Below are 12865 nucleotides of genomic sequence, written 5' to 3'. Positions count from 1 at the left end.
TTACCTTAAAAAATATCGCTGCCGATGATATAACCATTGGTACCGTTTATCTTTTTAACCGCATTATTATTAAATCTGTATTTATTATAGATACCAATATTAGGAATATATCTTAAAGTATTACCTTCCCTCATATATATCTTATTGGTATAATTATCCTGTTTAAGATCATTATCAGGTGTTAAATCCGCCCCGCGCTCTACTGTTGACAAATTACTTGGACTCACAGTCGCGATTTCACCGCTGGTAATATTAAACAATCCGTAAAGAGTCATAGGACTTTGAATATATCTAAGTTTGTTTTCAAACATAAAAAATATCTGGTTGGTAGCAGGATTTCTAACAAAATTACCATTCACAAGGTTTGCAGTATTTGTGTAATCCAGTCTCACCTGATTATCAATTAAATATTGGTCTATATAAGCTTTTAACTGAGCTTTCTTTACAGGATCTTTAATAAATTCATAAAGAGGGATCAAGCCATTGCTTCCAAATTCTACCAACACTGCATTAGCTGGTGTTGAGCTGTTTTGCCAGCTTGAAATATTAATTTTAGGATTTGCCTGGTCAAGGTTTAGCTCTCCCACCAAACTCTTCGATGGATCTCCACCTCTGGTTTTAAAGGATAATTTTCTGGAAAAGTTTTTACTGGATTCTGAAGTATCGATGTCATTATCAACATTGGCATCAAAAATACTCTTTACCCCAACTTTAACTCCAACTCTGGCTGCTTTTTCACGGCTTTGATTGGTGGTTTCAGATTGAAACATAACATCTAACTTAGCTCCTGTATAAATATCAATGGCAACGTGGGTTCCATAATCGTTTACAATCTGCGCAGGGCTGTTATTCTGTAAATCACTGGAAAACTCCGGTGTCAAATAATCGGATAATAAGACAGGAGTAGCATTAAATCTAAATCTTCTTTGCTTAATTAAAAGATTATAACTTCCATAAATGTACTTCGCATCAAATTTGTTGGTAGTAGTGTTGCTAACCGCAGAACTAAAAGTAACCGAAATAAGTTTTTTAAATAAAGAGAATCCAGCTGAAGCTCCTACTTTCGTAGAGACCATTTTTGAATAAGCTTCTGCATTTTCCCCGTATTCTTCAAGATATTCCTGAGAGAATACATTATCAGTGATCAATCTACCTGCCTGTTCGGTTTTAAATTTCTCAATATCAATCACCTGATATCCTGAAGAATTAGAATTAGCATATTCCCCCGTGGCATTATAACCGTATCCTAAGACATCATAGATACCATCACCAGCGCTTTTAGCAAAATTTCTCCCTGAATTTTTTTTTGAGTTTTCATTTAGGTTAGGATTTTCCAGCTCATCAGTAGAGCAAGAAGCTGCAAACAGTAATATAATACTGGCAAACAGGAAACTTAGTTTTTTCATATTTTTATTTTAAGTCTGTAAACTTACCTCTTTGTACTCAAAGCCAAAATGACATAAATCATATATAAGGGAATTAATTAAAAAATATGCAATGTTATACTGCAATAATAATTTCTCAATATCTTTAAATAAAAATCTACCATGAAAACCATTGAGGAAGTTCTGAAAAAACTGGATGAAATCATTATCTGGTGTAAAGAAAATCAAAGTCCGGCAGGATATTTTGCCTGTACCTACCGAATCATGACAGCCCAGGTTCTGAAAGGAATCCAGCAGAAAAAGTTTGAGGATAACCCAAGGATGACGTTGCTCGACCTTGCTTTTGCCCAGAGATATATTCAGGCGTGGGAAAGCTACAGCAAAGGCGAAAGATGCACCAATTCATGGTACATCGCATTTGAAGCTGCTAAAAATAAAAATCTATTGATATTGCAGCATATATTTCTTGGTATGAATGCTCACATCAATCTGGATTTGGGTATTTCCGCTGCATCTATCATGCCTTACCGGAAAATAAATCCGTTGAAAAAAGATTTTGAAAATATTAATAATGTCATTGCTTCCATTAATCAGAATGTTCAGGATTCTCTGAACAAAATCTGTTATCCTGTAGATCTTATTGACAAACTCTCTAATGGGAAGGATAATGTGGTACTTGATTTTGCAATTTCCAAAGCACGAGACACCTCATGGGCAACAGCAGTCATTGCATGCAATACTCCAATTTTCTTAAGAGAATCTGTAACCGGTATTGTAGATTATGCAGCAGCAAAAGTCGCTACACAAATTCTGAACCCGAAGATCCTCACCCCTGCTCTTTTAAAAGAACTTAAAAAATGTGAAAGCAGTGATGTGGTGAAGAATATTGAGATTTTAGAGTCTACAAAAAATACTTAACAAAAAAGGCCGGGATCTTCCTCACGGATCCCGGCCTCATAATGAACAAAATAAAAGAAACTATATTGCTCCTTTATGCTTTTTACGATAAGCATAATGGAAAATAATAGGCAGTATTGTAAAGGACAGCAGCATACAGACAATCAATCCTCCAACAATCATAATGGCTAAAGGTTTCTGAATTTCTGAGCCCATTCCGTTTGACATCGCTGCGGGAAGAAGTCCCATAGATCCCATCAGGGCAATCATCACCACTGGACGAATTCTACTCTTCACTCCTTCTGCAATGGATTCTTTGAGAGACATTCTGTTTTGGAGATTTTCTTTCATCACTCCAATCAGGACGATACCATCTATCGTTGCAACACCAAAAAGGATAATGAACCCGATTCCCGCTGAGATTCCGAAGATGGTTCCCGTAAACCAAAGGGATAAAAATCCTCCGATAAACGCAAATGCCAGTGTAATGGATGAAATCAGCGTATCTTTTATGTTTCCAAAGTTGAAGTACAACAGCATCAGAATAAGAACTAAAGAGATCGGTACTACCATTGCCAGCTGTTTTGCAGCTCTTTCTTTGCTTTCAAATTCTCCGGCCCAGGTCATTTTATGGTTTTTCGGAAGTTTTACTTCTTTCTCTACTTTTGCTTTTGCCTCTTTGATGGTGCTTCCAAGGTCACGCCCTTCAATATTAAATCCAACCCCGATGTATCTGCTGTTTCCTTCACGGTAAATAAATGATGGTCCTGTATGATAATCAATCGTTGCGATTTCTTTCAACGGAACTTTTTTATTATCCTGAGTCGGGATGAGAATATTCCCCATCTTTTCAGGAGTATCTCTGTAATCTTTTTCAAATCTCAGCATGACATCAAACATTCTTTCTTCTTCATAAAACTTAGTGGCAGCCTGTCCGCCAATCGTCATTTCGATGACTGCCTGTGCATCTGCTGTGGAAACTCCATACTTAGCCATTTTAGAATCATGAAGCTGTATTCTCAATTCCGGCAATCCAATATTTTTAAAAACATTCACATCGGATATTCCCGGAACTGTTCTGATGGAATTGGCTACTTTATTGGCATAATTTTCAAGTTCGAAAAGATCATTCCCAAAAATTTTAATCACCAGCGGGGCTTTTACTCCTGCTACATATTCTTCCACATTATCCTGTATTGGCTGGCTGAATCCAAAGTTGATACCAGGATACTTTTCAAGAGAGACTCTCATTTCTTCAAGGAGTTCTTCTTTGGATATTTTTTTCTTCCATTCGTTTTCCGGCTTCAGCTGAATGTTGAATTCAATATTAAAAAAACCGGTGGGATCAGTTCCGTCATTGGGACGGCCTGTCTGGGTCATGACAAATTTCACTTCATCATATTTCATGAGAATCTCCTTCATCTCTTTGGTCAATCTTACAGATTCATCCAAGTTAACACTGTTGGGAAGAGTTGCTCTCACGTAGATGGCTCCTTCGTTCAGTTTTGGTAAAAATTCGGATCCGTAATTTGAAAATCTCCATCCACAAATGGCAAGTAAAGCAACAAAGCCAATCATGAATCCTTTTTTGTGACGGTCACTGAACTCATAGATTCTGTAGATATTAACTCTGAAGAATCTCGAGATAAAGTTTTCTTTCTCTTCAATATTTTTAGTCAGTAACAGTTTACACATTGCCGGAACGTAGGTTAAACTTAAGATCAATGATCCTAACAAAGCATATCCAAGCGTAAATGCTAACGGTGAGAACATTTTTCCTTCCACTTTCTGGAAAGAGAAAATCGGCATCAGGGCAACGATAAGAATCAATAGAGCGAAGAAAATATAACTTGCTACACTTCCGGCACTTTTCTTAATAATTCCCAGTTTTGAAATTTTGTTGAATCTTTTCAGCCCTATCTTCTTGGCTTTAAGTTCGAGGGCAACAAAGACATGTTCAACAATGACCAGCGTTCCCTCCAGAAGCAGTCCGAAATCCAGTGCTCCCATCGAAATCAGGTTTGCCGGAAGCCCCTGAATTTTCAACATAATAATTGCAAATAAGAAAGCCAAAGGAATTACTGATGCTACAATGAAAGTTGTTCTCCAGTTGTAGAGGAATATAAAGACAATGATGGAAACCAGAATAACTCCTTCAATAAGGTTTTTGGAAACGGTATGAACGGTAGTATTTACCAATTCTGTACGGTCAATAATTGGAACAATCTGAACATCACCGGGAAGTTCTCCTCCGTTCAACTGTTCTATTCTGTCTTTCAGTTTCGCAATCACTTCACTTGGATTTTCACCACGAAGCATGATGACAATTCCTTCTACAACATCATTTTCTTTGTTGTATCCTACCTGTCCTAATCTTGGTTTTGCCGAAATTTTTACTTCAGCAACATGCTTTACCAAAATAGGAGTAGAACCTTTTACCTCAATCTGAATATTCTCAATATCTTCTTTTTTCTCCAAAAGACCAATCCCCCGCACTACATAAGCCTGATCACCTTTTGCCACTACATCTCCTCCTACATTAATATTACTCTTCGAAACCGCTTCATACACATCCAGGGGGGAAAGGTCGTAATTGTGTAATTCCGTAGGATTAATTTTTATTTCATATGTTTTTTCTTCACCTCCAAAGCTTACTACATCAGCAACACCGGGAACCGCAAGCAATTCTCTTTCTACCACCCAATCCTGGATTGCCGTCACTTCTTTGATGGGAAGTTTACTCTTGATAATATACCGGTAAATTTCACCGGTAGCTCCGGACGGAGGTTCAATACTATATTCTGCTCCGCCAGGAAGTTCTACATTTCCGAGTTTATTGGAAGCATACTGCTGTGCATAAAAATCATTGACATGATCATCAAAAATAACAGTCACCACTGATAATCCAAATAGGGAAATAGACCGTACCGAAGTTTTATTCGGGATGGCATTCATTTCCTTAGAAATAGGTAAGGTGACAAATTTTTCTATTTCTTCAGCACTTCTTCCAGGCCATTGGGTAATGACTCTTACTCTGGTATTGGTAACATCCGGAAATGCTTCAATGGGGGTATGTAAATAAGAATAGATTCCTCCGGCCAGCAATAGGAAAGTTCCCAGAAGAACAATCAATGAGTTTTTTAAAGAGAAGGAAACTATATTCTGTACAAATTTTCGCATTACTTCGTGGAGTTATTTAATTGGTTTTTCAGGTTTTCATAAATCAGCAATCCGTTGGAAGCAATCACATTTTCACCTGGTTTTAAATTTCCTTCTACATAAATATACTTGCTGTTGGAAGCTATTTCCGTTACAGGTCTTATCTCCAGCTCACAGTCCTTTTTGTAAACCACTACATAACTTTGGTTGTTATCAAAAATCAAAGCTTTTGCAGGAATAGCCAATGCACTTTTGTTTTGTGAGTTAACGGGTAATACAACATCTGCAGACATTCCGGGTCTTAGCTTCATTCCATTATTATCCATAATGATCTTGGCTTTGAGAACCCTTTCATTTTCGTTAAAAACCTGGGAAATATTATTGATCTTTCCTGAAAAATTGTCATCCGGATAGGCCAGTGTTTTTACCACTACGGGCTGATCTACATAAACATGTCTCATATTGGTTGCGTATACATTAGCCATGACCCAGACTTTATCCAGATTGGAAATCGTAAACAGCTGATCTCCACCAGCAGTAACAGGCATTCCTTTAGCAATATTCTTTGAAATAACATATCCGTCTGCCGGAGCTTTTATCTGAATGGTATTTCCTCCTGCTGAATACAGCTGCATGTTTTTCTGTGTTTTGGAAATATTAGATTGCAAAATGGCAACTTCCGAACGGGCTTCCTGTAAATCTTTCTGAGAAGCAATATCATCTTTATACATGGCTTCTACAGACGATAGTTTTCTTTTGGCTACTGCCAACTGTGCCTGTAAAGTTTGGGTATCATCCTGCATTTCATTCACAGCCGTACTTTTTACACTTGCCAGGGTTTGTCCCTTTTTCACATAATCGCCAAGAGAGAAATAAGTATCAATCACCACTCCGTCCACAAGACTTACAAAAGGAACCGTTTTATCTGAATTACTTTCCACCTCTCCGGTAAGGGTAATACTTTCTTCTATGGGAAGCATTTCTGCTTTAACCAGCTTAATATCTTTTTTAAGTTCTTTGCTGATGCAGTAAGTTTTATCGGCTTCTTTATTTTCTTCTTTTCCGGCGCAGCCTGTAAAGATCATGAGGGCAGACAGATAAGCTGCAGCAATGTATTGGGTAATATTTTTGTTCATATCTTATAAATCTTGTCCTACAACATACTGCAGGTTTTCGTAGTATTGATTAAGTTCTTTTTTAGTATCCAGAATGATCATTTTATTTCCGATGTAGGTATCCAGAAAATCCATGTATTCCAGCATGCTGATATTTCTTAGTCTGAAATTTTTCTCATGACTTACCAGCAAGCCGTCCAGTGTAGATTCATAATTTTCATCAATTTCTTCTGAAACCTGTTGGGTACGGATATAGTTTCTGAAAACAGAGACAATTTCATTCTCAGACTTCAGCATATTTTTGCGGGTCTCAAGTTTGCTTTTCTCAATTTCAAGCTTCGCTTCCTGAATATTTCCTTTATTGCGGTCGAAAATGGGAAGATCCATAGAAACACCTAATCCTATAAAATCTTTCATGATATTTCCTCCGCGGTCATAGCCAATAGAAACGGCGACATCGGGAGTTTTCATAGCATTTTGAATCTCCAGATTTTTAGCCGCATGCTTTTCTTTATTCCTTGAAATCATGATATCAGGACGGTTTTCTTTTGCTTTATCCATCCATTGGGCAACCTCTAATTCGGAAAGTTGTTTTTCGGGCATCACAAATGAATCCGATATAACCAGATAAGACTGGGAAGGCAGCATCAATAAAGCTTTAAGCTCTACCTGCTGATCCTCGATTTCCTGTTTTAATGAAATCAGCTTCTTTTTAAATTCAATTTCCTGTGCTTTTAGGCGGACATATTCAGCTTTACTGATATTGCCCAAATTCAGTTGATTGTTATAGGATTTTGTTATTTTCTCAATGGAAGCAATCTGTCCCTGATAGATTTTCTGCTGTTCCTGATTGTACAGGATTTCAGTAATGGTATTTCTGAGTGTCTTTTTAAGCTCACGTAAAACTTCCTGCAACTCATACTTCTCTCCTTCCACTTCTATTTTCTGCAGCTCGATATTTTTTCGCCTTTTACCTGCTGTCTGAATCACCTGCTCTATCTCTGCAGAGATTTGGGTATTCTTTCCCCAATTTCCGATCAGTGCCGGCTGCTCTTCAATATCATAAGTTCTCCATAGGTTTACTTCACTGATGCTCAATGTAGGATTAGGCCAGTATTTAGCCTGAACCGCTCTTGCTTCAGCTTGTGAAATTTCAAGCTTCTGTGCAATGAGGTCGAGGTTTTTAGCCAGAAAAATAGTTTCAGCTTCCTTTCTGCTGATCTTCATAGTGTCTGAAATCTGCGCTGAAAAGAAACTGAAACAATGAATATAAAATAGGGTAAAAAATAGCTTCTTCAAGGGTCTTTTATTTATGACTACAAAGCTATTTGTCTAATATTAGAGGGAATTGTAAAGAAAATTAGAATTCGGTTAGTTCAACATTAGAGTTTGATTAGAACTTTTTTTATTTCTGGGAAGTGTGTTGAATTAATATGTTTTGGCTAAAGCCGAAGGATTTTGAATGCATTTTGTAAGCGGTTTTAACCCGCTGCTATTGAATATTCAAATCTCTCACAGATTTCACGGATGACACAGATTTTTAAGATTTAAAATGAATCTAAAATTATCAATTTGCGAGATCTGGGAAATTTGTGAGAGAAAAAATCAAGAATGAGCTGGAAATTCAAGAAGAACACTGGTCCCAACATTTACAACGGAATCAATTTTCATTGCAATATGATGATGATCAAAAATACTTTTAGAAAGGGATAAACCAATTCCACTGCCTTTCACTGTGTCTACATTTTTTCCCCTGTAAAAAGTTTCAGCTATTTTCATAAGATCATCCGCGGGAATTCCCCTTCCTTCATCTCTTACTTCAATATACAACTGACTATTTTTCTCTGATAATACAATCACTACAGGTTTATCATAAGAATACTTGATGGCATTTTCAACAATATTATATAATGCCAAATATAGCAGAGTTTCATTTCCTGGAAATTCCAGCAAAGCAGGTTTTGTTACCTGAAGCTGTATTTTAATGGATGAATTGTTTTCTTTTGCTTTCGGTTCTAATTTCTCATAGATTTTCCAGATCAGCTCATCCACTCTCATCAGTTTATGAGAAGATTCCAGTTTAGACATTCCGGACATCAGCAGAAGATTGTTTAAAATATTTTCAATCTCATAAACATGATCTAATGATTCTTTTGCCACTTCTCTATATTCTTCCGGAGTTCTATCCTTTTGAGCAAAGACTTCCAGGTTTCCGGAAATTGCTGCCAGCGGAGTTTTAAACTCATGAGAAACATAATTAATAAAATTCTGCTGTAAGAGAACATTTTCAGAAATCCTTCCCAACAGTTTATTGTAAGATTTTATAAGATCTTCAATTTCATCATTGGTATTGGTAGAAGTAATTGCCGTAGAAATATTATTGTAATCCACTTTATTAATACGTTCTACAACATTGGAAATAGGCTTATAAACCACCTTTGAAAGATACCTGCTCAGAAAATAAATCGCCAGCAAACCCACTACCAGTACAGAAAGCATAATAATGGCAAGCCTCAATATCTGTGATTGAAAAGAATCGTTTGATGATTTTACAAAAACCACAAAATCACCTTGATTATCCGGATAAAAAATTCCATAGTAGAATTGATTATCAGACATAAACTGAATTCCTTTATTATTTCGGACAGCCTGCAGATGAGAAAGTTTTATATTCTTATCATTCACATTATGTCCAAAGGTAACTTCATTATTCTGATTGTAAACCGCTACCCTGTTATTCTGAATCAGGTGATTATATTCTTTTTTGATCTGAGCATGACGGTCTTTTGGAAGCTCATCTTTTTCAAGGTAATAAATAGCAGAAATAAGAGCTGTATTTCTAAGCTTTTCAAAATAAAAAATCTTGGTACTGTCATAATAAGCAAAGAATATCACCGCAGATGTGATGATAGAAACAATGCCGAACGAAAGGCTTGAAATAAGGGTGAACCTGTTTCTGAGAGTCATTTTCAGTCTTTAATCAAATAGCCGGTTCCTTTCACCGTATGGATTATTTTCTGTTCTGTTTCGTCAATCTTATTACGCACGTAGGAAATATAAACGTCTACTACATTCGTTGTATTATCAAAATCAATTCCCCACACTTTATGTAAGATCTGGGTTCTGCTCAGCACTTTATTTTTATTCTCCATAAGAAAAGTGAAAAGCTTGTATTCTGTAGGAGAAAACTCAATTTCCTTATCATTCTGAGTAACCTTATGGAGGTCTGTATCAATGGTGATATTTCCACATGACAGATACTGGTCTTCTTTCTGATAGCTCAGTTTATTGCGTCTTGTTAAAGCTTTAATCCTTGAAATCAGTTCTTCAAAATGGAAAGGTTTAGATAAATAATCATCCGCACCCATATCCAGCATTTTGATCTTGTCATCCGGACTGTTCAATGCACTTAAAACTAAAATCGGAGTATAATTTCCTTTAAATCTGATAATCTGGGTAAGCTGCATCCCATCCAGTCCGGGAAGCATGATATCCATTAAAATAATATCGAAATCATAGGTATGAAGAAGTTCACGAGCCTTTTCCCCGGAATCTGCAAGCGTCATGTGATAGCCAGCCTCGGAAAGACCTTTTATCAGGAAATTGCTGATTCTTTGATCATCTTCTACCAACAAAATATTCATAAGTCTCTGAAATTTCCTATAAATATAGGTATTCTAATTAATAAAGGAGGCTGGAAGCTGGAAGAGAGAGGTAATGAAGCTCTATCAAATAGTCTCAGACATTTCATCCATCTTTTAAAATAGTAGAACAAACACCTATTGTCCATACTTCTTCCACCCTTTTTTCATAATTTTGGAAGATGGAGATGATATATTTAATTATTGGGTTGGTTGCCGGTGGTGTACTGGGCGCTATTATATTATATTTTGCACTGAAATCATCAATGGTTTCAAGGAGTTCTTATGATGAGCTGAATACCTTATCTATTAAAAACCGGTCTGATCTTGAAAATTCCAATCTTAAGATTCAGGAACTTAATCAAAATATCAATAAAGAGAAGGAAGCCAATATCCTACAGCAGGACCATCTGGATGATTTGAAAAATGAATTTTCTAAAATTTCTGCCGAATATGCTTCTTTAAACACTCAGTTTCAGGAATTAAAGCAAACCCATCAAAGACAAACTTCGCAGATAGAAACCCATATTCTTGAAAAGCAGTCTATTTTTGCAAAAAACTCCGAACTTTCAGCAAAGAATGAAGGTCTACAAAAATCTCTTGACACTCAGAAAGAAGAAATTATAAAGATACAGGAAGATTCAAAACTTCAGTTTGAAAACCTTGCGAACAAAATTTTAGAAGAAAAAACAGAGAAATTCACCACTTTAAATCAGAATAATTTAAAAAACATTCTGGAACCTTTTCAGGAGAAAATTGCTGATTTAAAAAATAAAGTCAACGAGGCCTACGAAAAGGAAAATAAAGAACGATTCTCCCTCGCAGAAAAAGTAAAGGAACTTGCAGAACTTAACCAACAGATTTCTGATGATGCCAAAAAACTTACCCGGGCTCTGAAAGGAGAAAGCAAAACTCAGGGAAACTGGGGTGAGATGATCCTTGAAAGCATTCTTGAAAAATCCGGTCTGGTAAAAGGAAGAGAATATTTTCTGGAACATGAATTACGCGATGAAGACAACAACGCTTTATTCTCCGAATTTTCCGGAAAAAAAATGCGCCCCGATGCAGTGATAAAATATCCGGATGAAAGAAATGTCATCATTGATTCCAAAGTATCCCTGACTGCCTTTACAGATTTGGTAGACGAAACCGATCCGGACGTTTATGCCATAAAGCTGAGCCAGCATCTTGGATCTATCAAAAACCACATTTCACAGCTTAGTCAAAAAGCTTATGACGACTACGACAAGTCTATGGATTTCGTCATGATGTTTATTCCTAGTGAACCAGCCTACATTGCAGCCATGCAGGCTGATCATAATCTATGGAACTATGCTTATGAAAAAAGAATACTTCTGCTTAATCCAAGCAATCTGATCACTTCTCTTAAACTGATCGCTGATCTTTGGAAACGTGAGTATCAGAATAGAAATTCTATAGAAATTGCTGATCGCGGGGCAAGACTGTATGACAAATTTGTAGGTTTTGTAGAAAACCTGGAAAAAGTAGGGCGAAATCTGGATCAGGCAAAGAATGTATATAATGATGCCTACAAACAACTTCACACCGGAAATGACAATCTCATTACCCAAACTCAAAAGCTGAAGTCATTGGGAATTAAAAACAAAAAAGAACTGCCTCAAAGTCTTATTGATAATAGTAATCTTATTGAACCGTCAGACAGCTAATCCTCATAAAGAAGTCGCTTACCACAGAAAGTTCAGATTTAAGTTTTGTGTAAAAAGAAAAATAAATTCTATTTGAAGTTAAATGGAACAGCCTTTTTATGAAAACCAGGGAAGTTCAATCATAAATTTTGCATAATTTTGCGGAATGTTGATAGAAAGTTTTCAAAACGATAAAATAAAAAATGTCACTAAGCTCCTTACTGACAACAGGTTTCGTAAAAAATCAAAAGTTTTTGTAGTAGAAGGCCAACAGGAAAATGAAAGAGCCATGCAGTATGATTTTGAACCGATGGAGTTCTTTATCTGTGAAAATATTTTTAAAGGAACCCTTCCTGGTGGAAAAATTCATTATGTAAGTGAAAAAGTGTATGAAAAAATAGCGTACAGAGGAAGTTCTGAAGGGATTATCGGGATCTACCACGCCAAAGAAATGCCACTTTCTTCATTTATTCCTAAAGAAAATTCTACAGTAATTATTGTAGAAGGAGTGGAAAAACCAGGAAATCTTGGTGCTATTTTAAGAAGCTGTGAAGCTTTTGGAGTAGATGCATTGATTGTTGCTGACGGAAAAACCGATTTTTATAACCCTAATGTAATCAGATCCAGTGTAGGATGTCTTTTTGGAATGGAAGTATATCAGGCTGAAAATGAAGAAACATTGGAATTCCTGCAAAAGAATAGTTTCAATATCTACACTACACTCATGGATGAAAGTGCTGAAGACCTTTATAAAAGAGATTTCAGACAACGTTCGGCGGTATTATTCGGTACAGAACATTCGGGATTGAGCGATTTCTGGATTGGAAAAGGAAAAAACACGCTGATTCCTATGGCCGGAAGTATTGATTCTCTTAACCTGAGCAATGCAGTAGCGATTACCTGCTATGAATCTTTAAGACAGAAAAAAGGATAGACAATAGTTTATCCCTCTAATAATATAAGATTGCTTCGCCTTTGGCTCGCAATGACTAAGCACAAAA

The 12865-nt window shown here is 36.4% G+C and carries 9 protein-coding genes; 3 read left to right on the top strand and 6 right to left on the bottom strand.

Going from position 1 to position 12865, the window contains the following annotated elements; translation table 11 throughout:
* Window positions 1-5: 5 nt before the first annotated feature.
* A complete protein-coding gene (locus ACWPWS_RS23825) occupies window positions 6-1406 on the bottom strand; it encodes an MAC/perforin domain-containing protein (protein WP_454048145.1) in 1401 nt (466 codons plus the stop codon).
* 141 nt (window positions 1407-1547) lie between these two features.
* Between ACWPWS_RS23825 and ACWPWS_RS23820 the strand changes: the two genes are divergently transcribed.
* Entirely contained in the window at window positions 1548-2303 is a 756-nt protein-coding gene (locus tag ACWPWS_RS23820; protein ID WP_454048144.1) for a DUF5995 family protein, read from the top strand.
* 60 nt (window positions 2304-2363) lie between these two features.
* Here the strand turns inward: ACWPWS_RS23820 and ACWPWS_RS23815 are convergent, their stop codons facing one another.
* The 5 genes from ACWPWS_RS23815 to ACWPWS_RS23795 all read right to left on the bottom strand — a co-directional run bounded on the left by ACWPWS_RS23815 (window position 2364) and on the right by ACWPWS_RS23795 (window position 10200).
* Complete coding sequence (locus tag ACWPWS_RS23815; protein WP_454048143.1) at window positions 2364-5462, bottom strand: efflux RND transporter permease subunit; 3099 nt, start codon at window positions 5460-5462, stop codon at window positions 2364-2366.
* A complete protein-coding gene (locus ACWPWS_RS23810) occupies window positions 5462-6577 on the bottom strand; it encodes an efflux RND transporter periplasmic adaptor subunit (RefSeq protein ID WP_454048142.1) in 1116 nt (371 codons plus the stop codon). The genes ACWPWS_RS23815 and ACWPWS_RS23810 overlap by 1 nt, the downstream gene beginning before the upstream one ends.
* A 3-nt stretch (window positions 6578-6580) precedes the next feature.
* Complete coding sequence (locus tag ACWPWS_RS23805) at window positions 6581-7855, bottom strand: TolC family protein (protein WP_454048141.1); 1275 nt, start codon at window positions 7853-7855, stop codon at window positions 6581-6583.
* Between the two features lie 306 nt (window positions 7856-8161).
* Window positions 8162-9523, bottom strand: a complete 1362-nt coding sequence (locus ACWPWS_RS23800; protein ID WP_454048140.1) for an ATP-binding protein — start codon at window positions 9521-9523, stop codon at window positions 8162-8164.
* A gap of 2 nt (window positions 9524-9525) precedes the next feature.
* Entirely contained in the window at window positions 9526-10200 is a 675-nt protein-coding gene (locus ACWPWS_RS23795) for a response regulator transcription factor (RefSeq protein WP_105683307.1), read from the bottom strand.
* A 179-nt stretch (window positions 10201-10379) separates the two neighbouring features.
* On the opposite strand from ACWPWS_RS23795, the gene rmuC reads away from it, so the two are divergent.
* A complete protein-coding gene (rmuC, locus tag ACWPWS_RS23790; RefSeq protein ID WP_454048139.1) occupies window positions 10380-11885 on the top strand; it encodes a DNA recombination protein RmuC in 1506 nt (501 codons plus the stop codon).
* Between the two features lie 145 nt (window positions 11886-12030).
* The gene (locus ACWPWS_RS23785; protein ID WP_454048138.1) at window positions 12031-12798 is read left to right on the top strand and encodes a TrmH family RNA methyltransferase; all 768 of its coding nucleotides are present in this window, start codon (window positions 12031-12033) and stop codon (window positions 12796-12798) included.
* The last annotated feature ends 67 nt before the right edge of the window (window positions 12799-12865 follow it).

Source organism: Chryseobacterium sp. Marseille-Q8038 (genome assembly GCF_965111995.1).
Note: the sequence above shows the minus strand (reverse complement) of the source record. Positions and strands in the feature narration are given on the sequence as shown.

What these genes read in the sequence shown, in the direction of transcription:
- ACWPWS_RS23825 (WP_454048145.1), bottom strand. Translation starts at nt 1,406, where the DNA reads ATGAAAAAACTAAGTTTCCTGTTTGCCAGTATTATATTACTGTTTGCA.
- ACWPWS_RS23820 (WP_454048144.1), top strand. Translation starts at nt 1,548, where the DNA reads ATGAAAACCATTGAGGAAGTTCTGAAAAAACTGGATGAAATCATTATC.
- ACWPWS_RS23815 (WP_454048143.1), bottom strand. Translation starts at nt 5,462, where the DNA reads ATGCGAAAATTTGTACAGAATATAGTTTCCTTCTCTTTAAAAAACTCA.
- ACWPWS_RS23810 (WP_454048142.1), bottom strand. Translation starts at nt 6,577, where the DNA reads ATGAACAAAAATATTACCCAATACATTGCTGCAGCTTATCTGTCTGCC.
- ACWPWS_RS23800 (WP_454048140.1), bottom strand. Translation starts at nt 9,523, where the DNA reads ATGACTCTCAGAAACAGGTTCACCCTTATTTCAAGCCTTTCGTTCGGC.
- ACWPWS_RS23795 (WP_105683307.1), bottom strand. Translation starts at nt 10,200, where the DNA reads ATGAATATTTTGTTGGTAGAAGATGATCAAAGAATCAGCAATTTCCTG.
- rmuC (WP_454048139.1), top strand. Translation starts at nt 10,380, where the DNA reads ATGGAGATGATATATTTAATTATTGGGTTGGTTGCCGGTGGTGTACTG.
- ACWPWS_RS23785 (WP_454048138.1), top strand. Translation starts at nt 12,031, where the DNA reads ATGTTGATAGAAAGTTTTCAAAACGATAAAATAAAAAATGTCACTAAG.